This window comes from Leptothrix mechoopdaensis (SeqCode) (assembly GCF_053893855.1).
On the sequence record NZ_CM132699.1, the window covers coordinates 4,816,040 to 4,840,645 of the forward strand.

24 protein-coding genes are annotated in these 24,606 nt (G+C 70.8%); 7 read left to right on the forward strand and 17 right to left on the reverse strand.

From position 1 onward, the window contains the following. Positions 1 to 3: 3 nt before the first annotated feature. Positions 4 to 1,779 (reverse strand): tetratricopeptide repeat protein, encoded by a 1,776-nt coding sequence (locus ACWA7K_RS21090; protein WP_456163991.1) that lies wholly within the window; start codon positions 1,777 to 1,779, stop codon positions 4 to 6. A 7-nt stretch (positions 1,780 to 1,786) separates the two neighbouring features. Next, the gene (locus ACWA7K_RS21095) at positions 1,787 to 2,143 is read right to left on the reverse strand and encodes a hypothetical protein (protein ID WP_456163993.1); all 357 of its coding nucleotides are present in this window, start codon (positions 2,141 to 2,143) and stop codon (positions 1,787 to 1,789) included. Positions 2,144 to 2,200: 57 nt separating this feature from the next. On the opposite strand from ACWA7K_RS21095, the gene ACWA7K_RS21100 reads away from it, so the two are divergent. Beyond that, entirely contained in the window at positions 2,201 to 4,057 is a 1,857-nt protein-coding gene (locus ACWA7K_RS21100) for a Wzy polymerase domain-containing protein (protein WP_456163995.1), read from the forward strand. A gap of 9 nt (positions 4,058 to 4,066) precedes the next feature. Here ACWA7K_RS21100 and moaC read toward each other — a convergent pair whose 3' ends face one another. Continuing rightward, a complete protein-coding gene (gene moaC / locus ACWA7K_RS21105; RefSeq protein ID WP_456163997.1) occupies positions 4,067 to 4,561 on the reverse strand; it encodes a cyclic pyranopterin monophosphate synthase MoaC in 495 nt (164 codons plus the stop codon). Between the two features lie 88 nt (positions 4,562 to 4,649). Here moaC and ACWA7K_RS21110 point away from each other — a divergent pair, with 88 nt between their 5' ends. Then, on the forward strand, positions 4,650 to 6,263 hold the full coding sequence (locus ACWA7K_RS21110; protein WP_456163999.1) for a M48 family metalloprotease: 1,614 nt from the start codon (positions 4,650 to 4,652) through the stop codon (positions 6,261 to 6,263). Positions 6,264 to 6,276: 13 nt separating this feature from the next. Here ACWA7K_RS21110 and ACWA7K_RS21115 read toward each other — a convergent pair whose 3' ends face one another. From ACWA7K_RS21115 to recA, 5 genes are all read right to left on the reverse strand, one after another. Further along, positions 6,277 to 6,633: a phage holin family protein gene (locus ACWA7K_RS21115; RefSeq protein ID WP_456164000.1), complete on the reverse strand. Its 357-nt coding sequence runs from the start codon at positions 6,631 to 6,633 to the stop codon at positions 6,277 to 6,279. A 166-nt stretch (positions 6,634 to 6,799) separates the two neighbouring features. Further along, the gene (gene sucD / locus ACWA7K_RS21120; RefSeq protein ID WP_456164002.1) at positions 6,800 to 7,693 is read right to left on the reverse strand and encodes a succinate--CoA ligase subunit alpha; all 894 of its coding nucleotides are present in this window, start codon (positions 7,691 to 7,693) and stop codon (positions 6,800 to 6,802) included. A 31-nt stretch (positions 7,694 to 7,724) separates the two neighbouring features. After that, complete coding sequence (gene sucC / locus ACWA7K_RS21125) at positions 7,725 to 8,885, reverse strand: ADP-forming succinate--CoA ligase subunit beta (protein WP_456164004.1); 1,161 nt, start codon at positions 8,883 to 8,885, stop codon at positions 7,725 to 7,727. 179 nt (positions 8,886 to 9,064) lie between these two features. Next, entirely contained in the window at positions 9,065 to 9,532 is a 468-nt protein-coding gene (gene recX, locus ACWA7K_RS21130) for a recombination regulator RecX (RefSeq protein ID WP_456164006.1), read from the reverse strand. 105 nt (positions 9,533 to 9,637) lie between these two features. Continuing rightward, entirely contained in the window at positions 9,638 to 10,693 is a 1,056-nt protein-coding gene (gene recA, locus ACWA7K_RS21135) for a recombinase RecA (RefSeq protein ID WP_456164008.1), read from the reverse strand. Between the two features lie 217 nt (positions 10,694 to 10,910). Between recA and ACWA7K_RS21140 the strand changes: the two genes are divergently transcribed. Both ACWA7K_RS21140 and ACWA7K_RS21145 read left to right on the forward strand, forming a co-directional pair. Then, positions 10,911 to 11,582 carry a response regulator transcription factor gene (locus tag ACWA7K_RS21140; RefSeq protein WP_130479999.1) on the forward strand — a complete coding sequence of 224 codons (672 nt, stop codon included), beginning with the start codon at positions 10,911 to 10,913 and terminating at the stop codon, positions 11,580 to 11,582. 33 nt (positions 11,583 to 11,615) lie between these two features. Further along, the gene (locus ACWA7K_RS21145) at positions 11,616 to 13,166 is read left to right on the forward strand and encodes a sensor histidine kinase (protein ID WP_456164011.1); all 1,551 of its coding nucleotides are present in this window, start codon (positions 11,616 to 11,618) and stop codon (positions 13,164 to 13,166) included. 15 nt (positions 13,167 to 13,181) lie between these two features. Here ACWA7K_RS21145 and rodA read toward each other — a convergent pair whose 3' ends face one another. From rodA to ACWA7K_RS21170, 5 genes are all read right to left on the reverse strand, one after another. After that, on the reverse strand, positions 13,182 to 14,336 hold the full coding sequence (gene rodA, locus ACWA7K_RS21150; protein ID WP_456164013.1) for a rod shape-determining protein RodA: 1,155 nt from the start codon (positions 14,334 to 14,336) through the stop codon (positions 13,182 to 13,184). Next, positions 14,333 to 16,465, reverse strand: coding sequence for a penicillin-binding protein 2 (gene mrdA / locus ACWA7K_RS21155; protein WP_456164015.1), 2,133 nt, complete (start codon positions 16,463 to 16,465; stop codon positions 14,333 to 14,335). The genes rodA and mrdA overlap by 4 nt, the downstream gene beginning before the upstream one ends. A 25-nt stretch (positions 16,466 to 16,490) precedes the next feature. Further along, complete coding sequence (gene mreD, locus ACWA7K_RS21160) at positions 16,491 to 17,009, reverse strand: rod shape-determining protein MreD (protein ID WP_456164017.1); 519 nt, start codon at positions 17,007 to 17,009, stop codon at positions 16,491 to 16,493. Next, positions 17,006 to 17,956, reverse strand: a complete 951-nt coding sequence (gene mreC, locus ACWA7K_RS21165) for a rod shape-determining protein MreC (protein WP_456164019.1) — start codon at positions 17,954 to 17,956, stop codon at positions 17,006 to 17,008. Before mreC ends, mreD begins: the two co-directional genes overlap by 4 nt. Positions 17,957 to 18,018: 62 nt before the next feature. After that, positions 18,019 to 19,065, reverse strand: a complete 1,047-nt coding sequence (locus tag ACWA7K_RS21170; RefSeq protein ID WP_456164021.1) for a rod shape-determining protein — start codon at positions 19,063 to 19,065, stop codon at positions 18,019 to 18,021. A 372-nt stretch (positions 19,066 to 19,437) separates the two neighbouring features. On the opposite strand from ACWA7K_RS21170, the gene gatC reads away from it, so the two are divergent. Both gatC and gatA read left to right on the forward strand, forming a co-directional pair. Continuing rightward, a complete protein-coding gene (gene gatC, locus ACWA7K_RS21175) occupies positions 19,438 to 19,737 on the forward strand; it encodes an Asp-tRNA(Asn)/Glu-tRNA(Gln) amidotransferase subunit GatC (protein ID WP_456164023.1) in 300 nt (99 codons plus the stop codon). Between the two features lie 20 nt (positions 19,738 to 19,757). Continuing rightward, a complete protein-coding gene (gatA, locus tag ACWA7K_RS21180; RefSeq protein ID WP_456164025.1) occupies positions 19,758 to 21,266 on the forward strand; it encodes an Asp-tRNA(Asn)/Glu-tRNA(Gln) amidotransferase subunit GatA in 1,509 nt (502 codons plus the stop codon). Positions 21,267 to 21,289: 23 nt separating this feature from the next. Here gatA and ACWA7K_RS21185 read toward each other — a convergent pair whose 3' ends face one another. From ACWA7K_RS21185 to ACWA7K_RS21200, 4 genes are all read right to left on the reverse strand, one after another. After that, positions 21,290 to 21,991 carry a helix-turn-helix transcriptional regulator gene (locus ACWA7K_RS21185; RefSeq protein ID WP_456164027.1) on the reverse strand — a complete coding sequence of 234 codons (702 nt, stop codon included), beginning with the start codon at positions 21,989 to 21,991 and terminating at the stop codon, positions 21,290 to 21,292. Beyond that, the gene (locus ACWA7K_RS21190) at positions 21,992 to 22,276 is read right to left on the reverse strand and encodes a TfoX/Sxy family DNA transformation protein (protein WP_456164029.1); all 285 of its coding nucleotides are present in this window, start codon (positions 22,274 to 22,276) and stop codon (positions 21,992 to 21,994) included. Between the two features lie 3 nt (positions 22,277 to 22,279). Continuing rightward, positions 22,280 to 22,681: a VOC family protein gene (locus ACWA7K_RS21195; protein WP_456164031.1), complete on the reverse strand. Its 402-nt coding sequence runs from the start codon at positions 22,679 to 22,681 to the stop codon at positions 22,280 to 22,282. Between the two features lie 65 nt (positions 22,682 to 22,746). Further along, positions 22,747 to 23,151, reverse strand: a complete 405-nt coding sequence (locus tag ACWA7K_RS21200) for a VOC family protein (protein WP_456164033.1) — start codon at positions 23,149 to 23,151, stop codon at positions 22,747 to 22,749. A 132-nt stretch (positions 23,152 to 23,283) separates the two neighbouring features. On the opposite strand from ACWA7K_RS21200, the gene ACWA7K_RS21205 reads away from it, so the two are divergent. Next, complete coding sequence (locus ACWA7K_RS21205; protein ID WP_456164035.1) at positions 23,284 to 24,597, forward strand: Hsp70 family protein; 1,314 nt, start codon at positions 23,284 to 23,286, stop codon at positions 24,595 to 24,597. Positions 24,598 to 24,606: the final 9 nt, after the last annotated feature.

The following is a 24,606-nucleotide window of genomic DNA, read 5'->3' on the forward strand; positions in this document are numbered from 1 at the left end:
GGCTCAGGCAGACAGGCGCGAGGCCTGCGCCGCCAGGAACTCGGCGGTCCGGGCCAGCTCATCGCGCCAGTCACCGGCCTCGGCCTGCCGCACCAGCGTCAGGCTCGGATACCAGGCCATGCGCGGACCGGCGCTGCCGTAGCGCCAGCTCGGGTTGACGGGCACCAGCACGGCCGCCGCCAGCCCGAGCGCGCCGCACAGGTGGGCCTGGGTCGAGCAGACGGTGACAATGCCGTCGAGCGCGCCGTTCAGCGCCGCCATGTCGTCGAGGTCGCCGTAGCCGGACAGGCCGGGATGGATCTGGATTCCGGTCGTGGCCGCAGCCGCGGCGATCTCGCGTTCGACGTCGCCGTACTGCAGGCAGACGAAGGTGCCGCCCAGGTGCCGCAGCCCTTCCAGCATCGCCACCAGCGACAGCGAACGCTGCCGTCCGGCGGTCGACAGCATGCCGCCGCGCCAGCTCAGGCCGATGTGCGGGCGCGGAAGATCGGCGAGCCGGTTCCGCCAGCTCGCCACCGCGGCCGGGTCGGCGCGCAGGAAGCCGGCCGTCGAGGTCGGGAAGCGGTCGGCGTCCGGCCTCAACCATCGCGGCAAGGTGCCCATCGGCACATGCCGGTCGAACGGCGGCAGCTGCGCCAGCCACGATTCGCCGTTGGCGCGGCCGGGATCCGGGCAGATCGTGGCGGTGGGGAAGGAGCGCTGGAACAGCGGCGCGAGGCGGGCGGGCAGGTCGATGACGCAGTCGACGCCGGCGTCGAGCAGGTCGGGCAGGCAGGAGCTGAACAGGATGATGTCGCCCAGCCCTTGTTCGGCGTGCACCAGCAGCCGTTCGCCGCGCCGGGGCTGGCCGTCCCATTCCGGCACCGGGACCTGGCGGACGGGGCTGGGGACGATCTGGCGGCGCGATTCGTAGGACGCCCAGCCTTCGGCCCAGCGGCCCTGCAGCAGCAGCAGCTGGCCCAGGCCGCCGCTGGCGTCGGGGTTGCCGGGATCGCGTGCGACGGCCGAGCGGAACGCGGCCTCGGACTCGGCCAGCCGGCCTTGCGCCATGCGCAGCTTGCCGAGCCCCAGCGCCACCTCGGCGGAATCGGGGGCGAGCTGCGCGGCCCGGTCGAACGACGTGTCGCCGGACTCGAAGTCGCCGGCATCGGCCTGCAGGTCCCCCAGGATGACCCACAGGCGCGACTGCGTCGGGCGCAGCTCGATCGCGCGGCGGGCGGCGGCCAGGGCGCCGTCGAGGTCTTCGGTCTGGCGACGGGCCAGCGCCAGGTTGCTCCAGGCCAGCGCCATCTCGGGACGCAGCTCGATCGCCTTTTCCAGCTGGCCGACGCTGGCCGTGAACTGGCCGAGCTTGAAGCTCGCGATGCCCAGGTTCAGCCAGGCGTGCGGGTTGGTGGGCGCGCGTTCGATGGCGCGACCGAAGCGGCGGCTGGCCAGTTCGAAGTTGGCCAGCTCCAGGTCGACCAGGCCCCAATGGACCAGGATCTCCGCGTTCATCGGGTCCAGCTTGTGGGCCATCTCCAGATGCAGGAAGGCGTCATCCGGGCGCCGCAGCTGCAGCAGCGCAAGCCCCAGCCCTTCCTGGGCACGCGCATGTTCGGGGCGGGCCGCCAGGGCCTCGCGGTAGAGCGCCTCGGCTTCGGGCAGACGGGACTGCGCCAGCGCCTCGTCACCTTGCCGGGCCAGCTCGTCGGCCCGTTGCCGTGCGGGGTCGAGCGCGGTGCCGGCGGGCTTGCCCCGCCCGAACACGTCGCGCACCAGCGATGTCAGCAGGCTCATCGCGGCCTCAGCGCTTGCCGGCCGGCGCGGCCGGTTCGGCGGCGCGGCGGGTCATGTAGACGACCAGCGCCTCGGTGACCATCTCGATGAAGGGTTCGGGGTAGCCGCGCTCCTTCAGCTCCCAGCGCAGCGTGTTGCCCAGCCGAGCCTTGCCGATCACGCCAAGGCGCCATTCCTGGGTCTTGGTGACGGCCTTGCCGATGACGCTCTCGAGGATGTTGGTGACCGCCTGCGGCGACAGCTTGCGGCCCTGTCCGCTGGCCATCGTCGGCGGGTAGCGGCGTGCCAGCTCGGTGGCCAGCGACTGCGCCAGCGTCTTGATCTCTCGGGACCCGAACAGGCCTCGCAGGAAGTTCAGCGGCATGGTCTGGGCGCGGTCGGGCGGCGGTGATGAGGGGCGATGAAGATAGCATGGCCGCCCATGAGTTCCCTGCCCCGGTCCCGCACCCACGCCGAGCCGCAGCTGCTGCTGCTGTTGCTGCTGGCCGCCGTCGTCGCGCTGCCGTTCCTTTTCGCGCCCAGCTTCTCGCCCACCACGACCTTCGTGAACCAGTGGCTGTCGTTCGCCGGTCTGGCCTTGCTGCTGCTGCTGTGGCGGCTGGCGTGGCGACCGGGGCCGGACGACCGGCTGGTCTCGCGTGCGACCGCAGGTCAGGGCTGGGACGCCCTGCGGCTGCTGGTGCTGCTGCTGCTGGTGCTCGCCGCCGGCCAGGCCTGGACCACCGCGCCGCTCGGCCAGCGCCTGATCCCCATCGCCACGCTGCTGCTGGCCGCCGTGCTGGCGTGGGTGGCCGGACGCAGCGCACGTGTCTGGCAAGGCTCGGCGTCCGATGACGGTGCGCCGTCCGGTGACCTGTGGTGGCATGGCCTTCTGCTCGGCCTGCTGCTGGCCGGGCTGCTGAGCGTGGTGGTGTCGGTGGTGCAGGTCTTCGTGCCCGATCTGGCCGACGGCCTATCGGTCGCGGCGACGACCACGCCAGGCCGGGCGATCGGCAACATGCGCCAGCCCAACCAGCTCTCGACGCTGCTGCTGTGGGCCTGCGGTGCAACGATCTGGCTGTCGCGCCGAAATGGCTGGGGCTGGCCGGGCACGGCGCTGCTGCTGGTCGCGCTGGTCGGCGCCGAGGTGCTGAACGCCTCGCGCACCGGCATGGTCGGCGTCGGCCTGCTGGCGCTGTGGGGTCTGGTCGACCGCCGTCTGTCACGCGGCGCGCGGCTCGCGATGGTGCTGGCCATCCCCGTCTACCTCGCCGGCTGGTGGGCGATGGAGCACTGGGCCAGCCTGCAGGGGCAGATGTATTACGGCGACGACCAGCTGCGCAAGACGCTGCATGGCGACCCGAGCAGCTCGCGCGGGAAGATCTGGGCCAACACGCTCGTGCTGATCGCCGAACACCCCTGGACGGGCGTGGGTGCCGGTGCCTTCAACTTCGTCTGGTCGATGACGCCGTTCCCGAACCGGCCGGTGGCCTTCTTCGACCACACCCACAACCTGGTGCTGGAACTGGCGGTCGACTTCGGCCTGCCCTACACGCTGCTGGTGCTGACGCTGATGGCGGCCTTCGCATGGCGACTGCGCGGCGCCTTCACGCAGGCCGACGACCTGCGCGCCCACGCGGCCCGCTGCGCCGCCTTCCTGCTGGTGCTGGTGCTGCTGCACAGCATGCTGGAGTACCCGCTCTGGTACGTCTACTTCCTGCTGCCGACGGCCCTGGTGGCCGGCTGGCTGGCCGGCCTGGTGCCGCGCGACGATTCGCCTCCAGCGGCGATCGGCGTACCGGCTTCGGCGACGCTGCCGGTGCGGGCGGCCCGTCTGCTGCTGCTGGTCGTGCCGGCGGCGGCGTTGCTGGGCTCGATCGACGCGGCGCGCCAGTACCACGACGTCGCGGTCGTGTTCGATCCCGACCTGGTGCCGGGTGGCCACCCGGCGCCCTTGTCGCAACGCATCACGCAGGGCCAGCGCAGCGTGCTGTTCGGCCATCACGCCGACTACGCACGCGTGACGATGACGCCGCAGCCCGAGCTGGTGTTCGACGACTTCGAAGGCCCCCTGTTCCACCTGCTCGACACCCGGCTGATGGTGGTCTATGCCCGTGCGCTGGATGCCCGTGGCGAACGCGACCGCGCCCGCCATGTCGCGGCCCGGCTGCGCGAGTTCCGCAACCCGGCCTCGGCGATGTTCTTCGCGCCCTGCGGCGACCGGCCGGACGACTCGCCGGGCGCGCCTTTCCAGTGCGGCTCCGATCCGGCCTTGCCGGCCGACCGGCTGCGGCCCTGACGCAGCGGCTCAGCCGGCCTTCCAGTGCCCGCTCTTGCCGCCCTGCTTCTCGAGCAGGCGGATGTCGGTCATGACCATGCCCTTGTCGGCGGCCTTGCACATGTCGTAGATGGTCAGCAGGCCGATCTGCACGGCGGTCAGCGCCTCCATCTCGACGCCGGTCTGGCCGAGCGTCTCGGCCGTGGCGGTGCAGTGCACGCCGGGCAGGTCGGCATCGATGCGGAAGTCGACCGCCACGCGCGTCAGCGGCAGCGGGTGGCACAGCGGGATCAGGTCCGAGGTCCGCTTGGCGCCCTGGATGGCGGCGATGCGGGCGATGCCGATCACGTCGCCCTTCTTCGCGGTGCCCTGGGCGATCAGCGCCAGCGTGGCCGGCAGCATGCGGATCGAGCCGGCGGCGGTGGCGACGCGGTGGGTCACGGCCTTGGCGGCGACGTCGACCATGTGAGCCTGACCCTGGGCGTCGAAGTGGGTCAGCGGGTGGGCGGTGTCATGGGAAGTCATGGGCGCAGATCGGTCTTGAAACAGTCGTGGCGGACAACCGGTGCATCATAGGTCGCCGTTTTTGCCGGGCCCGAGCCCGCTTCTGGACATGTCCGTGCCGACCCTTCGCCCCGCCACCCCTACCGCTCGTCGCCCGCTGCGCGCATCCGCCGCGCTGCTGGCGGGTCTGCTCTGGCTGGTGCCGGTACCGCCCAGCGCGCAGGCGCAGGGCGTGGGTGGGTCGGCCTTGCCGGCGCTGGGCGACGAGTCCGGCGACGAGCTCTCGGTGCCCGCCGAGGCCCGCCTGGGCGAACGGATCATGCAGCAGCTGCGGCGCGACCCGGACGTGGTCGACGACCCGCTGCTGGTCGAGTACATCGAGCGCATCTGGTCGCCGCTGCTGACCGCCGCCAAGGCGCGTGGCGACATCCCCGAGGACCTGGCCCAGCACCTGGCCTGGCAGACCTTCGTGGTGCGCGACCGCACGATCAACGCCTTTGCATTGCCGGGCGGCCACGTCGGCGTCCACATGGGCCTGATCGCGATGACGACGACCCGCGACGAGCTGGCCTCCGTGCTGGCGCACGAGATGTCGCACGTCAGCCAGCGCCACATCGCCCGCATGATGAGCAGCAACCGGCGCAGCTCGACGCTGGCGCTGGCCTCGACGCTGCTGGGCATCCTCGCGCTGTCGCGCAGCCCGGATGCCGCGCAGGCGCTGGTGCTCGGGGGCCAGGCGGCCGCCATCCAGGGGCAGCTGAACTTCTCGCGCGACATGGAACGCGAGGCCGACCGCATCGGCTCGGGCATCCTGCAGGCCGGTGGCTACGACGGCATCGGCATGGTCGGCATGTTCGAGCGCATGGCCAGTGCCTCGCGGCTGACCGACAGCAACGCCTTCCCCTATCTGCGCTCGCACCCGCTGACCGGCGAGCGCATCGCCGATGCGCGCAACCGCCTGGGCATCGAGGCCGCCTCGGCGCCTTCGGCCACGGTCGGCTCGGGCGGCCCCGCCGCGCTCTGGCTGCATGCCGCGATGCAGGGGCGCGCGCGTGCGCTGATGGACCTTCGTGACGCGACCCAGCAGCAGCTGGCCGCGCTGACCTTGCCGGCGTCCCGGGATGCCACGTCGCTGGCGGTGGCGAGCACCGTCGCGCTGGCCGCCACGCAGGTCAAGCAATGGGCCCGGGCCGACGCCGCGTTGGCGCGGGCGCGCGAACTGGCCGCGCCGTGGGAATTGGCCAGCCGGGCGGTGGTCGTGATGCGGCTGGACTCGCTGGTCGCGCGGGGTGACCTGGCCGGCGCGCTGGCGCTGCTGCAGTCGCCCGACGGCGCCCGCATCGACGACGGCAGCCGCGCCGGGATGCTGGAGGCCGCGCAGGTGCTGATCGCCGCGCGCGCCCAGGTCGCCGTGCCCGACGAGCGCCTTCGCCGCGAGGCCGAGTCGCTGCAGCTCTGGGTCAGCGGGCATCCGGACGATGCCGGCGCCTGGGATCACCTGGCGCAGTTGCAGCGTGCGCGCGGTCAGACCTTGGCCGCCTTGCGTGCCGAGGCCGAGTCACGCGCCGCGATCGGCGACTGGCAGGGCGCCGCCGATCGCTTGCGCGCCGGTCAGCGGCAGTCGATGCAGGACCCGATCGAGGGATCGGTGCTCGATGCGCGGCTGAAGGCGGTCGAACAGCGACGTCGCCAGCAACTGGCCGACGAACGCCGCGGCGAGTGAGCCTCAGTGCTGTTCAGGCGTCGCCGAACAGCCGTGGCAGGGCGGCGTCGATGACCATGCCGCAGGCGCTGTAGATCAGCGAGGCCAGCAGCGCCGAGCCGAAGCTGGCGACGGTCAGGTCGTCGAGCAGCCAGGCCGCGCCGTAGAACATCAGCGCGTTGATGACGAACAGGAACAGGCCCAGCGTCACCAGCGTCACCGGCAGCGTCAGCAGCAGCAGGACCGGCCGCACGAAGGCGTTCAGCAGGCCCAGCACCAGCGCAGCCAGCAGGGCCGATCGGAAGCTGGTGACCGACACGCCGACGTCAAGGTTGGCCACCAGCAGCAGGGCGGCGGCCAGCAGGAACCAGCGCACGAGTAGCTTGATCATGGCGTGGACTCGGAGGGTGTCGGGATGGCGCGGATTGTGAGCGATCGAGCACGCGCAACCTGCCCCTGAAAGTCAAAGACCCCGGCCTCGCGGCACGGGGTCTTCGTGTGGATCAGCCGTTCAGGCCGATCGGATCGATCCGCTCAGGCCGATCAGATCAGGCCGGTCAGATCAGGCCCTTGAGCAGCCGCCCCATCTCCGACGGGTTGCGGGTGATGGTGAAGCCGCACTCTTCCATGATGGCGAGCTTGGCATCGGCCGTGTCGGCGCCGCCGCTGATCAGCGCGCCGGCGTGGCCCATGCGCTTGCCGGCCGGGGCGGTCACGCCGGCGATGAAGCCCACGATCGGCTTCTTCATGTTGGCCTTGCACCATTGCGCGGCTTCGGCCTCGTCCGGGCCGCCGATCTCGCCGATCATGATCACGGCGTCGGTGTCCGGGTCGTCGTTGAAGGCGCGCATCACGTCGATGTGCTTCAGGCCGTTGATCGGGTCACCGCCGATGCCCACGGCGCTGGACTGGCCCAGGCCGATCTCGGTCAGCTGCGCCACCGCTTCATACGTCAGCGTGCCCGAGCGGCTCACGACGCCGATGCGGCCCTTGCGGTGGATGTGGCCCGGCATGATGCCGATCTTGATCTCCTCGGGCGTGATCAGCCCGGGGCAGTTCGGGCCCAGCAGCAGCGTCTTCTTGCCGCCGGCGGCTTCCTTGGCCTTCATCTTGTTGCGCACTTCCAGCATGTCCCGCACGGGGATGCCTTCGGTGATGCAGATGGCCAGGTCCAGGTCGGCCTCGACCGCTTCCCAGATCGCCGCGGCCGCGCCGGCGGGCGGCACGTAGATCACGCTGACGGTCGCGCCCTGCGCCTGCGCGGCTTCCTTGACGGTCGCGTAGATGGGGATGTCGCTGAACTTCTCGCCCGCCTTCTTCGGGTTCACGCCCGCGACGAAGCAGTTCTTGCCGTTGGCATAGGCCTGGCAGCCCAGCGTGTGGAACTGGCCCGTCTTGCCCGTGATGCCCTGGGTGATGACGCGCGTGTCCTTGTTGATGAGGATGCTCATGTCTGGATTCCTTGGTTCTCTGGGCGGGGGCTTACTTGACCGCGTTGACGATCGCGGTGGCGGCTTCGGCCATCGTGTCGGCCGCGATGATCGGCAGGCCCGACTCGGCCAGCATCTTCTTGCCCAGGTCCTCGTTGGTGCCCTTCATGCGCACCACCAGCGGCACGCTGAGGTTCACGGCCTTGCAGGCGGTGATGACACCCTCGGCGATGGTGTCGCACTTCATGATGCCGCCGAAGATGTTGACCAGGATGCCCTTGACGCTCTTGTTCTTGAGCATGATCTTGAAGGCCTCGGTGACCTTCTCGGCGGTCGCGCCGCCGCCCACGTCCAGGAAGTTGGCCGGCTCGCCGCCGAACAGCTTGATGGTGTCCATCGTGGCCATCGCCAGACCGGCACCGTTGACCAGGCAGCCGATGTTGCCGTCCAGGCTGATGTAGGCCAGGTCGAACTTGCTGGCCTCGACCTCGGCCGGATCCTCTTCGTCCAGATCGCGGTAGGCCACGATCTCGGGGTGGCGGAACAGCGCGTTACTGTCGAAGTTGAACTTGGCGTCCAGCGCGATCAGCTTGCCGTTCGAGTCGCAGTTCAGCGGGTTGATCTCGACCAGCGAGGCGTCCGTCTCCATGTAGCAGCGGTACAGGTTCTGGAACAGCGTGACGGCCTGCGCGATCGACACGTCGCCCAGGCCGATGGCGCGGGCGATCTTCTCGGCCTGCGCGGCACCCAGGCCGGTCAGCGGATCGATCACCTCGGTGATGATCTTCTCGGGGGTCGAATGGGCGACTTCCTCGATGTCCATGCCGCCTTCGCTCGACGCGATGAAGGCGACCTTCTGGCTCTGGCGGTCGGTGACCAGCGAGACGTAGTACTCCTTGCGGATGTCGGCGCCTTCCTCGATGTAGAGGCGACGCACCTTCTGGCCTTCCGGGCCGGTCTGGTGCGTGACCAGCTGCATGCCCAGGATCTGGCCGGCCAGCGTCTGCAGGTCGTCCATCGAGCGCGCGAGCTTGACGCCGCCGCCCTTGCCACGGCCACCGGCGTGGATCTGGGCCTTGACCACCCACACCGGGCCGCCCAGCTTCTGCGCGGCCTCGGCCGCCTCCTGGACCGTGAACGCCGGATAGCCGCGGGGCACCGGCACGTCGAACTGGCGCAGGATTTCCTTGCCTTGGTACTCGTGGATCTTCATGGGTGTGGTGTGTGCGTGGTCCTGGGGAGGACGGTGGGAACAGCGCGGCTTCGAGGCCGTGTCAGGGGGCGTCCTGGGGCGGGCGTGAGGGTCACGCAAGGCCGACGGCGCGGCGGCACTCTAGCATGTTGCACTGCCGCAACCGTACGGTCGTGCGGCGATATTCAGCATGCGGTCCATCATTCTTCGGATGGTTCCCGGCCGCCTCCTCGCCAGCGGACGACCTGGCGCACGACCTCGCTGCTGAAGCCGCGCGAGAGCAGGAAACGCTGTTGCCGGGCCGCTTCCCGGGCATCGGCCGGGTCGGCCCCATATCGGCGTTCCCACAGGTCGCGCGCGCGGCCGAGTTCGCCATCCCGCAATTCGCCGAGCGCACCCGCCATCAGTTCGGGGGCGATGCCCTGGGCCTGCAGTTCCTGCCGGATCAGGCGCGTGCCGCTGCGCGCGGCGCGGCGGTGCACGACCGAGGCCACGTAACGCGCCTCGTCGAGGTAGCCGCGCAGCGTCAGGTCGTCCAGGACGGCGGCGAGGTCGTCGCCGTCCTGCAGATGCGGCGTGAGCTTGCGCGTCAGTTCGGCGCGCGAGTGCTCACGTGCGGTCAGCAGCTTGAGCGCTCGCGCCTTGAGCGACAGCGTCGTGGTGGCCATGGCGAGGTGGAGAAGAGGCTTGTACGGTGCGGCCGGAAACGACAAGGCCCGGTCGAGCGCCGGGCCTTGGGGGTGTCATGGATCGCGCGGGGCGCGCGTCGCCGATCAGGCGGCCGCGGCGTCCGATCCGCCCGAGGGCAGCAGGGCGATGCCCAGCGAGTCGCGGATCTTGTTCTCGATCTCGACGGCCAGCGCCGGGTTTTCGCGCAGGAACTCGCGGGCGTTGTCCTTGCCCTGGCCGATCTTCTCGCCGTTGTAGGCGTACCAGGCGCCGGACTTGTCGACGACCTTGGCGATCACGCCCATGTCGATGATCTCGCCTTCGCGGCTGATGCCTTCACCGTAGAGGATGTCGAACTCGGCGGTCTTGAATGGCGGCGCGACCTTGTTCTTGACGACCTTGACCTTGGTCTCGCTGCCGATGACCTCCTCGCCCTTCTTGATGCTGCCGATGCGACGGATGTCGAGGCGGACCGAGGAATAGAACTTCAGCGCGTTGCCGCCGGTGGTGGTCTCGGGGCTGCCGAACATCACGCCGATCTTCATGCGGATCTGGTTGATGAAGATGACCATGCAGTTGGTCTTCTTGATCGTGGCGGTCAGCTTGCGTAGCGCCTGGCTCATCAGGCGGGCCTGCAGGCCGGGCAGGGCGTCGCCCATCTCGCCTTCGAGTTCGGCCTTCGGGGTCAGCGCGGCGACCGAGTCGACGACGATCAGGTCGACCGAACCGGAACGCACCAGCGCGTCGACGATCTCGAGGGCCTGTTCGCCGGTGTCGGGCTGGCTGATCAGCAGGTCCTGCAGGTTGACACCGAGCTTCTGGGCGTACTGGGCGTCGAGCGCGTGTTCGGCGTCGATGAAGGCGCAGACGCCGGAGAGCTTCTGCATCTCGGAGATGACCTGCAGCGTCAGCGTGGTCTTGCCCGAGGATTCCGGCCCGTAGATCTCGATGACGCGGCCGCGCGGCAGGCCGCCGACGCCCAGCGCGACGTCCAGGCCGAGCGAGCCGGTGGAGACGACCTGGATGTCCTCGATCACCTCGCCTTCGCCGAGCCGCATGATCGAGCCCTTGCCGAACTGCTTCTCGATCTGGGCCAGCGCGGCCTGCAGGGCCTTGGCCTTTTCGCCGCTGAGGGCGGACTTCGCGGTGCTCGCGTCCATGCGTTTCTCCGTGGGTTTGGTTGCCATTATGTTGAAGTGCTGGATGTTTGTACAGTACCGGGAAAGCATGTCGCATGCGCCGGAGCGAGCGCCGGATTCTGCATGCCGCACCGCGACAACACCGATGGAGGCCGACTGTGAGCGCTTCCTACAATGACCGGGTTCAGTACCAGACAACGCCCCGGGGCATCCGGGCAGCCCGCGAGGAGACACCACGATGCGCATCCTGATTGCCGAAGATGACCAGGTCCTGGCTGACGGCCTGCTGCGCAGCCTGCGCGCGGCCGGTTACGCGGTCGACCATGTGGGCAGCGGTTCGGAGGCCGATGCCGCTCTCGCCGCACACGAGTTCGACCTGCTGATCCTCGACCTCGGCCTGCCCAAGCTGCACGGGCTGGAGGTGCTCAAGAAGCTGCGTTCTCGCGGTTCGTCGGTGCCGGTGCTGATCCTGACGGCGGCCGACAGCGTCGAGCAGCGTGTCAAGGGCCTCGATCTGGGCGCCGACGACTACATGGCCAAGCCGTTCTCGCTGCAGGAACTGGAAGCCCGCGTGCGGGCGCTGACGCGGCGCGGCCTGGGGTCGGCCAGCGCCATCATCCGCCACGGTCCGCTGAGCTTCGACGCGACCGGGCGCGTGGCCTACATCAACGAGCAGATGGTCGACCTGTCGGCGCGCGAGCTGAGCCTGCTGGAAGTGCTGCTGCAGCGCGCCGGCCGGCTTGTCAGCAAGGACCAGCTGGTCGAGCGGCTGTGCGAATGGGGCGAGGAAGTCAGCAACAACGCGATCGAGGTCTACATCCATCGCCTGCGCAAGAAGATCGAGCAGGGCCCCATCCGCATCGCGACGGTGCGCGGCCTGGGCTACTGCCTCGAGAAGATCCCGGCGTGATGCGGACCTCGGCCCCGTGACCGGCCTCACCGCATGAAGCGCCCGGCGCTGGCCGGACTGGCGCGGCGGCGCGAGCAGCGTTCGCTGTTCGGCGAGATCCTGGACTGGATGCTCGCCCCGCTGCTGGTGATCTGGCCGATGAGCCTGGCGCTGACCTGGCTGGCCGCGCAGGGCATCGCGAGCAAGCCCTATGACCGCGCGCTGCGCGAGTCGGTCCGCACGCTGGCCCAGCGCATCGAGGTGCGGCCCGGCGGCCTGGGCTTCGACCTGCCGCGCGAGACCGCCCGGCTGTTCCGCGCCGACGAGGTCGACAACGTCTACTACCAGGTGCTGGGGGCGCGCGGCGAGTTCGTCAGCGGTGACCGCGATCTGCCCGTGCCGCACGAAGGCGAACCGCCCCGCCCGGGCGAGCCGATGCTGCGCGACGACGAGATGCTCGGCGACAGCGTGCGCGTGGCCTACGAATGGGTCGAGCTGCCGGGGCTGGATCGGCCCGCGCTGGTGCAGGTGGCCGAGACGCTGACCAAGCGCTCGCGCCTGGCCACCGAGATCATCAAGGGCGTCATCCTGCCGCAGTTCGTGATCCTGCCGGTGGCGGTGCTGCTGGTCTGGTTCGCGCTGGCGCGTGGCCTGGCGCCTTTGAACGCGCTTCAGCAGCGCATCCGCCAGCGACCCAGCGACGACCTGTCGCCGATCGACGTGCTCGACGTGCCCGAGGAGGTCTCGCCGCTGGTCCAGGCGATCAACGACCTGCTCGACCGCCAGCAGGACTCGATGGCGACGCAGAAGCGCTTCCTGGCCGACGCGGCGCACCAGCTCAAGACGCCGCTGGCGGGGTTGCGGATGCAGGCCGAGCTGGCCGCGCGTGCGATTGCCGATGGCAACGGCGATCCGCGCTCGTTGCGCGAGTCGCTCGAACACATGGCCAATGCCTCGCAGCGTGCCGCGCACATGGTCAACCAGCTGCTGTCGATGGCCCGCACCGATGCCCAGGCGACGAACGCCGCCCGGGTCCCGCTGGACCTGCGCGAGCTGGCCGTGGACGTGGTGCGCGACTTCGTGCCCAAGGCGCTCGACAAGGGCATCGACCTCGGTTTCGAGGGGCCGGGCGGCGAGAGCGATGACGGTGATCCGGCCCATGACTGCCACGTGCTCGGCATCCCGCTGATGCTGCGCGAGCTGGTGGCCAATCTGGTCGACAACGCGCTGCAGTACACGCCGGTGCGTGGCACGGTGACGGTGCGGCTGCTGGTCGATCCGTTCGGCCAGGTGGTCGTGCTGCAGGTCGAGGACTCGGGCCCGGGCATCCCGGAGAGCGAACGCGAGCTGGTCTTCCAGCCCTTCTACCGGGCGCTCGGAACGACGGTCGACGGCTCGGGGCTGGGCCTGGCCATCGTGGCGGAGATTGCCGCGCAGCACGGCACGGCGATCATGCTGGACGATGCCCGCGCGCCGCACCAGGTGCCGCCGGGCGAGGGTCCGGGCGCCCGCTTCACGGTGCGCCTGCCGCGCCAGCTGCCACCGGCCGCCGCCGCGTCGCCGGCCGCTCCGGTCCCGCAGCCGGTGGCCGACGGCGCCGCCTGAAACCGGCGGGCCGGCTCAGCGCTGCATCAGGCCGCGCGAGCGCGAGATCGACATCAGGATGCCCAGCGACAGGCCCAGCATCACCATCGCGGTGCCGCCATAGCTGACGAAGGGCAGCGGCACGCCGACCACCGGCAGGATGCCGCTGACCATGCCCATGTTGACCATCGCGTAGGTGAAGAAGCTCATCGTGATCGCACCGCCCAGCAGGCGCGAGAACACGCTGGGCGCCGCGAACGAGATGGCCAGGCCGCGCAGGATCAGGAAGGTGAAGCCGACCAGCAGCACGAGCGCGCCGATCAGGCCGAACTCTTCGGCGTAGGCCGCGAAGATGAAGTCGGTGGTGCGCTCGGGGATGAACTCGAGGTGGGTCTGCGTGCCCTTCATGAAGCCCTTGCCGGTGACCCCGCCCGAGCCGATCGCGATCATCCCCTGGATGATGTGGAAGCCCTTGCCGAGCGGGTCCTTGGTCGGGTCGAGCAGGGTGCAGATGCGGTTCTTCTGGTAGTCGTGCAGGACGACCCAGTTGACGCCCGGCTCGCACAGGGTCGGCCCGGCCAGCACCAGCGCGATGATGCCGATCACGCCGATGGTCGCCACCGGGATGATCAGCCGCCAGGACAGGCCGGCGAAGAAGATCACGAAGAAGCCGGCCGACAGGACCAGGATGGCGGTGCCGAGGTCGGGCTGCTTGGCGATCAGCGCGGCGGGCAGCAGCAGCAGGGCGCCGGCGACGACGAAGTGGCGCGTCTGCGCGCGGCCCTCGCGGCGCTGGAACCACCAGGCCAGCACCAGCGGCGTGGCGATCTTGAGGATCTCGCTGGGCTGGATCACCACGCCGACGTTGAGCCAGCGGGTTGCCCCCTTCTTCGTCAGTCCGAACAGCGCGGTGGCCACCAGCAGCAGCATGCCGAGGGTGTAGAGCGGCACGGCCATGGCCATCAGCCGTTGTGGCGGCACCTGCGCGACCAGGAACAGGATCAGCGCGGCCAGCATCATGTTGCGGGCGTGGTCGACGAAGCGGGTGCCGTGGTCGAAGCCGGCCGAGTACATCGCCAGCAGGCCGCAGCCGCACAGCAGCAGGATGGCGCAGACCAGCGGCACGTCGAAGCCGTCGAACCACGGCCGCAGGCGCTGGCGCAGCGTCAGTTGGTTGAAGGGCTGGTTCATCGGCGTCGCATCAGCAGGGCGGGCGGGGAGGCCGCGGCGGCGACCGGGGCGGCGGAGGCTGCCGATGCAGGCGGCTGCGCCGTGGCCGGGCGCGCGGGCGCGGGAGTGGACGAGGCCGCGCCGGAGGCCGCCGAGGCCGCGTCCGACGCGGCCGCCGGTGTCGCGATGCCGGCGTTCATCAGCGTGGGCATCGGGATGTCGGCGGCCCGGCGCGACTGGCCGACCGGTGCGCCGGACTTGCCGATGCGGGTCAGCTCGATGTCTTCCTCGCTGGGGTACTGGCCGGACAGCAGGTAGTCGAGCACGCGACGGGCGATCGGCGCGGCGGCCTCGGCGCCGAAGCCGGCGTTCTCGACGATCACCGCCAGCGCGACGGTCGGTTCGTCCAGCGGCGCGAAGGCCGTGTAGAGCGAGTGGTCGCGGAAGTACTCGGCCATCTTGGCGGCGTTGTACTTCTCGTTCTGGCCGACGCTCTTGGCCTGGGCCGTGCCCGTCTTGCCGCCGCTGGCGTAGGGCGCACCGGCGAAGACGCGGGTCGACGTGCCCTCGGTCGTCACGCCATGCATCGCGCGGCGGATCACCTCGACATGCTCGTGCTTGAACGGCAGCGCCTCCAGCGGCTCGCCGGGCGGCGGACGGCGCTCGTGGGTGACGACGTTCTCGATCTCGCGCACGACCCGCGGCTCATGCCGCTGGCCACCCGAGACCAGCGTCGCCAGCGCATGCGCGAGCTGCACCATCGTGAAGTTGTTGTAGCCCTGGCCGATGCCCAGCGAGATGGTCTCGCCCGCGTACCAGCGCTGCTGGTCCGGGCGCTTGTACTTGCGGCGCTTCCACTCGGTCGACGGCAGGTCGCCAGTGGCCTCGCCGTCCAGGTCGATGCCGGTGCGGCGGCCGAAGCTGAAGGGTTCGAGCTGCTGGTGCATCAGGTCCACGCCCATCTCGTTGGCCAGCGAGTAGTAGTAGACGTTGCTCGACAGCACGATCGACTTGACCATGTCGACCGGCCCGAGCCCGGTGTCGCCGTGGCTGCGGAAACGGTGGTTGCCGAACATGAACGAGCCGGTGTCGTTGATGATCTGCGTCGCGCTGCGCTTGCCGGTGTTCAGCGCGGCCATCGCCATGAAGGGCTTGAAGGTCGATCCAGGCGGATAGGTGCCCTTGAGCGCGCGGTTCAGCAGCGGCTTGTCGATCGACTCGTTGAGTTCCTTCCAGCTGTCCTGGTCGATGCCGTCGACGAACAGGTTCGGGTCGAAGGTCGGCTTGCTGACGAAGGCGAGCACCTCGCCGCTGCGCGGATCGATCGCCACCAGCGCGCCGCGCCGGTCGCCGTAGAGGCGCTCGATCAGCGCCTGCAGCTTGATGTCGATCGACAGCCGCACGGTGCTGCCGGGCGACGACGGCTCCGAGCGCAGCCGCCGCACCGGCCGGCCGCCGGCGCTGGTCTCGACCTCCTCGACGCCGGTGATGCCGTGCAGCTCGCGCTCGTAGCGCTGCTCGATGCCGAGCTTGCCGATCACCTCGGTGCCGCGGTAGTTGGCGTAGTCCTCCTCGGACCACTCGTCCATCGCGGCCTTCTCGGTCTGGTTGATGCGGCCGATGTAGCCGAGCACGTGGCTGGCCAGCTCGCCGTAGGGGTAGTTGCGGAACAGCCGCGCCTTGATCTCGACGCCGGGAAAGCGGTAGCGCTGGGCGGTGAAGCGGGCGACCTCGGCGTCGCTCAGCTTGGTGCGGATCGGCAGCGACTCGAAGCTCTTGCTGTCCTCCATCAGGCGACGGAAGCGGCGCCGGTCGCGCGGCTGGATCTCGATCACCTCGGCGAGCTGGTCGATCACCTCGTCGAGCGGGCCGGTGAGCTGCGAGCGGTTGATCTCCAGCGTGTAGGCCGAGTAGTTGTCGGCCAGCACGACGCCGTTGCGGTCGACGATCAGGCCGCGGTTCGGGACGATCGGCACCACCGCGATGCGGTTGTTCTCGGCCTGGGTCGACAGCTCGTCGTGCGTGACGATCTGCAGGTGCACCAGCCGCATCACCAGCAGGCTGAAGCAGACCAGCACCAGCAGCGCGGCCACGATCAGGCGGGTGCGAAATCGCTCCAGCTCCTGTTCGACGTTGCGCAGCTCGATCATCGCGGTGGGGCCCCCGGGGGCGGCGTCAAAGCGGCCGGTGCTTGTCGGGATCGGGCGCGCGCCGCTGCGGGGCCAGCAGCAGCAGGCTCACGACCGGCCACAGCAGGGCCTCGAACAGCGGCGACAGCAGCAGCTCCCAGCCCGGGAAATCGCCGCCCGAGGCCAGCCGCAGCAGCAGCGTCACGAGGTGCGCGGCCGCCATCAGCGGCAGCACGTGCAGGGCCTGCGCCGGTGCCGTGAACCACAGCAGGCGGCGATGGATCGTGATCGCGAAGTAGCTCAGCAGCGTGTAGGCCAGCGCGTGCTGGCCGAGCAGCGCGCCTTCGTGGACGTCCATCAGCAGGCCGAACACGAAGGCCGCGCCGACACCGACGCGGCGCGGCTGGTGCACGTTCCAGAACACCAGCACGACGGCGACGAGGTCGGGCAGGGCCGGCTGGCGGCCCAGCGGAATCATGTTGACGGCCAGGGCCAGCAGCAGGCTGCCCCACATGAACCACGGGTTGACCGGCAGCAGCAGCTGGTCACCGATGCGGGGCATCATGGCCGGCTCCCGGCAGGCGACTGGGGCCGCCTCGGGTTGGCCCGGCCGGCGGGCGTCGAGGCGGCCGGCGCGGCCACCTCGGGGCGAGCCGGCAGCTGGGTGCCGATCGGGTCGATCACCAGCACGTGGCGCACGCCGTCGGCCTGGGCCAGCGGCTGCAGCAGGATGCGGGCGAAGTCGTTCTGGGTCCGGCGTTCGAGGCTCACGACCCGCGCCACCGCCAGGCCCGGCGGGTAGACGCCGTCCAGGCCGGAGGTCTGCAGCTCGTCGCCGTCCCGGACATCGGCGTTGGCGGCCACGAAGCGCAGCTCCATGCCGTCGCTGGCCGGCGCCCCATAGGCGACGTTGCGTTGCTGGGTGCGGCGGTTCAGGACCGGGATCGCGGCGTCGCGGTCGACCAGCAGCGTGACCTCGGCCGTCAGCGCATACAGCCGCGTGACCTGGCCCAGCACGCCGCGTGCGTCGATCACCGGCGAGCCCTGCATCAGGCCGGCCTGCTCGCCCTTGTCGATGACGACCTTGCGGCTGTAGGGGTCGGTCGCCTCGTAGAGCACTTCGGCGGCGTGGCTGCGCAGCGCCAGGCGGTCACGCAGTTCGAGCAGGCTGCGCAGCTGCGCGTTCTCGTGCATCAGCTGTTCGACCGGCAAGGCGCGTTCGGCCTGCCGGCGGGCTTCCGCGCGCGCGACTTCGGCGTCTTGCCGGGCCTGCGCGACGCCGCCCAGGTAGTCGCTCGCGTTGCCGATGCCGCGGACCGGCGCGAGCAGCGCCAATTCGATCGGGTGCAGGGCCATCGCGATGATCGAGCGCACCGGCTGGCCCAGGCCGAGCCGGGTATCCGCCGCCATCAGGAAGACCGCGGCCGAGGCGAAGAACACCAGCCGCGTCAGGGCCGAGGGGCCCTGGCGGAAGAAAGGCGGTGGGGTGCGATCGAGGGAGCCGAGCGGCATGTCCGTCGCGTCCGATCAGGCCGTGGTCACACGCCGGTGCGGCGCGTGACGGGCGGCCCGTGTCATTCCGACGTGAAGATCGAGCCCAGGCGCTCCATGCGTTCGAGCGCCATGCCGCATCCGCGCACGACGCAGGACAGCGGGTCCTCGGCCACGAGCACCGGCAGGCCGGTCTCTTCGGCCAGCAGGCGGTCCAGGTCACGCAGCAGCGCGCCGCCGCCGGTCAGCATCATCCCGCGCTCGGCGATGTCGGCGCCCAGTTCCGGCGGGGTCTGCTCCAGCGCCTTCTTGACGCTGGAGACGATCTGGTTGAGCGGGTCGGTCAAGGCTTCGAGGATCTCATTGGACGAGACCGTGAAGCTGCGCGGCACGCCTTCGGAGAGGTTGCGGCCCTTGACCTCCATCTCCTTGACCTCGGAGCCCGGGAAGGCGCTGCCGATTTCCTTCTTGATGGCTTCGGCGGTGGGCTCGCCGATCAACATGCCGTAGTTGCGGCGGATGTAGTTGATGATGGCCTCGTCGAACTTGTCGCCGCCGACCCGCACCGAGCCCTTGTAGACCATGCCGCCGAGCGAGATCACGCCGACCTCGGTGGTGCCGCCGCCGATGTCGACGACCATCGAGCCCGAGGCCTCGCTGACCGGCAGCCCGGCGCCGATCGCGGCGGCCATCGGTTCCTCGATCAGGTAGACCTCGCTGGCGCCGGCGCCGAGGGCGGATTCGCGGATCGCGCGGCGCTCGACCTGGGTCGAACCGCAGGGCACGCAGATGATGATGCGCGGGCTCGGCCGCAGCAGCGAGCGCGGGTGCACCATCTTGATGAACTGCTTGAGCATCTGCTCGGTGACGGTGAAGTCGGCGATCACGCCGTCCTTCATCGGGCGGATCGCCTCGATGTTGCCCGGCACCTTGCCGAGCATGGCCTTGGCCTCGGCACCGACGGCCTGGATCGTCTTCTTGCCGTTCGGTCCGCCTTCATGGCGGATGGAGACCACGGACGGTTCGTTCAGCACGATGCCCGTGCCGCGGACGTAGATCAGGGTGTTGGCGGTCCCCAGGTCGATCGCGAGATCGGTGGAGAAGTAACGGCGCATCGATCCGAAGAACATGGGCAACTCGGCAGCATCAGGAGGTCGGCCACGTGCGGCGGACACCTCCCGAGTAATCAACGGAACCCCGCGTGGCGGGGCACAGGCGACGGGTTCGGTGACAGTTCGTGACCGTTCACCGGACCCCAGAAACCACGAGCCGCCCGGGGCGTGACCACAGGCGGCAGCGTGCTTCTTGCAGGGCGGACCTGCTGGAAAGGCGGGCCATAATACCGCAAGCACCCGGGCGGCCTGCCGCATCGGGACCGCGTCGGAACCCCTGGCGCGACGGTCACGGCACCGGTCTCGCGACCGGCCGGGCGCAGGCTCCCGACGGGCTCGACGGCCCGTTCCGCCCACGCCGACCGGCGCGCCCGCACCCACCCAGACACCATGGCCCTCACCCCTGCGGACGTGAGCCGCATCGCCCATCTGGCGCGGCTCGATCTCGGCGAGGCCGAGCAGCGCGACCTGCTCGGCCAGCTCAACGGCTTCTTCGACATCGTCGAACGCATGCGTGCGGTCGACACCACCGGCGTCGAGCCGCTGTACACGCCGCTGTCGGCGGTCCAGGACGTCAGCCTGCGCCTGCGCGAGGACGGCGTCACCGAGACCAACGAGCGCGAGGCCAACCAGAAGAGCGCGCCGGCCGTCGATGGCGGCCTGTTCCTCGTCCCCCGCGTGATCGAGTGAAGCCGCGAGCCGACCTGCCCATGAGCCAAGACCTGCATCACCTCGGCGTGGCCGACCTGGCCGCCGCCCTCGACGCCCGCACCGTCTCCAGCGTCGAGCTGACCCGCCACCTGCTCGACCGCGTCGCCGCGCACGAGTCGCTCGGCGCCTTCCTCTGCACCGACGCCGACGTCGCGCTGGCGCAGGCTGCCGCCGCCGATGCGTGGCGCGCCAAGGGCGTCACCAGCACGTCCGGATCCGGCCACACGCTGCTGGGCGTGCCGATCGCGCACAAGGACATCTTCGTCACGCGCGACTTCCCCAGCACCGCCGGCTCGAAGATGCTGGCCGGCTACCGCAGCCCGTTCGACGCGACGGTGGTCAGCCGCCTGGCCTCGGCCGGCGCGGTCACGCTGGGCAAGCTCAACTGCGACGAGTTCGCGATGGGCGGCAGCAACGAGAACTCGGCCTGGTTCCCGGCCCGCAACCCGTGGGACCCGAGCCGCATCACCGGCGGTTCGTCGGGCGGCAGCGCCGCCGCCGTCGCGGCCCGGCTGGTGCCGGCGGCAACCGGCACCGACACGGGCGGATCGGTGCGCCAGCCGGCCGCCTTCACCGGCATCACCGGCATCAAGCCGACCTACGGCCGCTGCTCGCGCTACGGGATGATCGCCTTCGCCTCCAGCCTCGACCAGGCCGGCCCGATGGCCCGCAGCGCGCTCGACTGCGCCCACCTGCTGCAGGCCATGAGCGGCTTCGATCCGCGCGACGCTACCAGCGCCGAACAGCCGGTGCCCGACTTCGTCGCCGCGACCACCGCGCTGCGCGAGGGCGCGACCGCCGCGCTGCCGCTCAAGGGCCTGCGCATCGGCCTGCCGCGCGAGTTCTTCGGCGAGGGCGTGACGGCCGACGTGCTGGTCGCGACCCGGGCCGCGCTGGCCGAGCTGGAAAAGCTCGGCGCCACGCTGGTCGACGTCAGCCTGCCGCGCACCGAGCTGTCCATCCCCGTCTACTACATCATCGCGCCGGCCGAGGCCAGCTCGAACCTGGGCCGCTATGACGGCGTGCGCTACGGTCACCGGGCCCAGGACTTCAAGGACCTCGGCGAGATGTACCGCAAGAGCCGAAGCGAGGGCTTCGGCCCTGAGGTCAAGCGCCGCATCATGATCGGCACCTATGTGCTGAGCCACGGCTACTACGACGCCTACTACCTGCAGGCGCAGAAGCTGCGCCGCATGATTGCCGACGACTTCCAGGCCGCCTTCGCCCAGTGCGACCTGATCGCCGGCCCGGTGGCGCCGACGGTGGCGCGTGCGCTGGGCAGCCAGAGCGATCCGGTGGCCGAGTACCTGGCCGACATCTTCACCTTGCCCGCCAGCCTGGCCGGCCTGCCCGGCATCAGCGTGCCGGCGGGTTCGGGCGAGGCCGGCCTGCCGGTCGGCCTGCAGCTGATCGGCAACTACTGGCAGGAAGGCGCGCTGCTGCACGCGGGTCACGCGCTGCAGCAGGCGACCGACTGGCACCTGAAGGCGCCGGCACTGGCGGGCTGATCGGCGCTGGCCGCGCTGGCCGTTCAGGCCGGCCGGCGGCCGGTCTCGTGTTCGATGCGCCGCAGGAAGTCGGCCAGCGTGCGGCCGGCTTCATCGCGGAAGGTCTCGTCCAGCGTCTCGATCCCGGCCATGCGGTCGAGCCGGAAGTGGCGGAAATCCGAGCGCTGCTCGCACCACGCCGCCAGCGTCCAGACCGTGTCCCAGCAGAAGCAGCCCAACGGGCGAACGACGCGCACGCTGTCGTTGCCGGCGGCGTCGCGGTAGGCCAGCCGCAGCTTGCGGCGCTGGTCGATCGCCAGCCGGACGGGCGCCAGCGCCTCGCGCCCGGGCATGCGTTCGTGCAGGTGACCGGGCACGAACAGCGCGAGCCGGTCGGCCGCCGTGCGTTCGGTCGTCGGCATGACGGCCAGGATGCGGCCGAGCGCGTCTTCCGCGTCGCGCGCCATGCGCTCGTCCAGCCGGGGCGCGGCCACCCGGATTGCCGCCACCAGCGCCTGCGCCTGGGCGCTGCTGAACATCAGCGGCGGCAGTTCGTAGCCCGACCCGAGCCGGTAGCCGACGCCGGCCTCGCCCTCGATCGGCACGCCCTGCGCCATCAGGTCGGCAACGTCGCGGTAGACGGTGCGGGCCGACACGCCCAGCCGTTCGGCCAGCCAGGCGCCGGTCGACAGGCGACGGCCGCGGATCAGCTGGACCAGCTCGAAGAGGCGTTCGGCGCGGCGCATTCAGCGGCTCCGGCGCGGCGCGGCGCCCAGGTCGTCCAGCCGCATCAACAGCTCGGTGCGGCGCTCGCGGGCGACCTCGCGCCAGTGGCAGCCGTCCTGCACGGCCACCAGCGCCCACAGCAGGTTGAGGCCGGCGGCCGGCCAGATCTTGCGCACGTCCAGATAGAGCCGGACCGCGTCGCGCGCCTTCACGTCGGCGACGGTGTGCACGCCGACCTGGGCCAGCCAGGCGGCGGAGGCCGGGCCCAGCGGCGCGGCCTGGTCGTCGACGGGCGAGCGGGCCATGCCTCAGGCCGGCACCGGCGTGCAGAGCTCAACCAGGCTGCCGTCCGGGCAGCGCACGTAGGCGACGGTCTGGCCCCAGGGCTTGACGGTCGGGGCCTTCAGCGCGGTCGCGCCGGCCTCGACCGCGCGGGCGTAGGCGGCCGGCACGTCGGCGACCGCGAAGCCGATCTCGATGCCCGGCGGGCGGGCCGAGGCGTCGACCGCCGCGTAGTCGTGGCCCAGGCTGTCGCGCGCCAGCGCGTGGCGGGCGAACGAGATCGTCGTCGCGCCGGTCTGCAGCTCGCCGTAGTCGCCGTCCGGCGAGATGAAGCGGCGGCTCAGGCCGAAGGCGCGCTCGTAGAAGGTCAGCGACTCTTCGGGCTCGCTGACGTAGACGATGGTGTAGGCGTAGTGCAGGGCGTGCATGGCAGTCTCCGACGGGTCGGTCGGACAAGTATCCGACCGGTCGCGATCCACGCCGACGTGGCCCGTCAGCGCAGCGCGTGCATCCCGACGTGATTGCCCTCGCTGTCGACGATCACCGCGAAGGCGCCCATGTCGCCGGGCAGGTCGACACGCGGCACCAGCACGCGCAGGCCGGCGCGTTCGGCGCGGCCGACGGCGGCGTCCAGCGACGGTTCGGCGTTCAGGTAGATGCGCGCGCCGTCCGGGCTCGGCCGCAGCCCGGGCGACTTCATCAGGCAGCCGCCGGTGGCCGCGCCGGGCTCGTACGGGAAGACGGCCAGTTCGGCTTGCGGGCCCATCGATTCGCGCCGCAGCGGGCGGTCGAGCACCGCCTCGTAGCAGCGCTGGGCGCGGTCGAGGTCGGTCACCGGGATCTCGAACCAGTTGATGGCGCGCTCGGGCTGGGCGGCGGGGTGGGACGGCTGGGTCATGAAGGACTCCTCATCGGTCGGTTGCAGGAGCCTTCATGCTGCGCCGCCCCTGCTGACAGCGGGGTGTCAGCAGGGGCGGCGCCCGTATCATCCGCGCCCCGCCGAACCCAGCCAGCCGAGAAAGCCGCCTCCTTGACCGCCAGAAACATCCCCGCCGACGACTTCTGCGCGATCGACTTCGGCACCTCCAACTCGGCGATCGCCGTGCCCGACGCCAGCGCGCCCGGTGGCATGGCGCTGGTGCCGCTGGAGGACGGCCAGCTGACCATGCCGACCGCCGTGTTCTACCTGGCCGAAGGGCCGGGGCTGCAGAACCTGCCGCGGCTGTTCGGCCGGGCGGCGGTGGCGGCCTACACCGAGGGCACCGACGGCCGCCTGATGCGGTCGATGAAGAGCGTGCTCGGCTCCAGCCTGATGGACCAGCACACCGACATCGGCGCCGGCCGTTCGGTCAGCTTCGGCGACGTCATCACCGGCTACCTGATGCACCTCAAGCGCGCGGCCGAGGCGCGGGCCGGCCATGCGATCCACCACGCCGTGCTGGGTCGTCCGGTCTTCTTCGTCGACGACGACCCGGTGCGCGATGCCCAGGCGCAGGCCGCGCTGGAAGCGGCCGCGCGGGCGGTCGGTTTCGAGGAAATCGCCTTCCAGTACGAGCCGCTCGCGGCGGCGCTGCACCACGAGGCCACGGTCGATGCCGAGCAGTGGCTGCTGGTGGCCGACATCGGCGGCGGCACGTCCGACTTCTCGGTCGTGCGCATCGGCCCCGAGCGCCGGACCCGGCTGGATCGGCGCGACGACGTGCTGGCCAACCACGGCGTCCACATCGCCGGCACCGACTTCGACCGCCGCGTCGAGCTCGGCGCGATCCTGCCGGCGCTCGGCTACGGCAGCGTCGGCCCGTCGATCGGCGGCCAGCCGCCGCGCGAGGTGCCGAGCCGGATCTACTTCGACCTCGCCACCTGGCACCTGGTCAACACGCTCTACCGCCCGCAACGGCTGGCCGAGGCGCGTGCGACCAAGGTCAACTACGCCGATCCGCTGATGCACCAGCGCCTGATGAAGGTGCTGACCGACCACCTGGGCCACGACCTGCTGGCGCGGGCCGAGCGGGCCAAGATCGACGTGGCGGCCGGCGGTCAGACGCGCGTCTCGCTGGCGCTGGTCGAACGCGGCCTGGACGTCGCCCTGGACGCCGAGCGGGCCGGCGAGCTGGTGGGCGACGACATCGGCCGCATCACCGCCGCCGCGCATGAGACGGTGCGGCTGGCCGGGCTCGAACCGTCGCGCATCGACGCGCTGTTCTTCACCGGCGGCTCGACCGGCCTGAAGGGCCTGACCGACCGCCTCGCCGCCGCCTTCCCCGCCGCCCGGCCGGTGCATGGCGACCGGCTCGCCAGCGTCGCGGCCGGCCTGGGTGTCTACGCCCGCCTGTTGCGGGCCTGACCGCCGGCG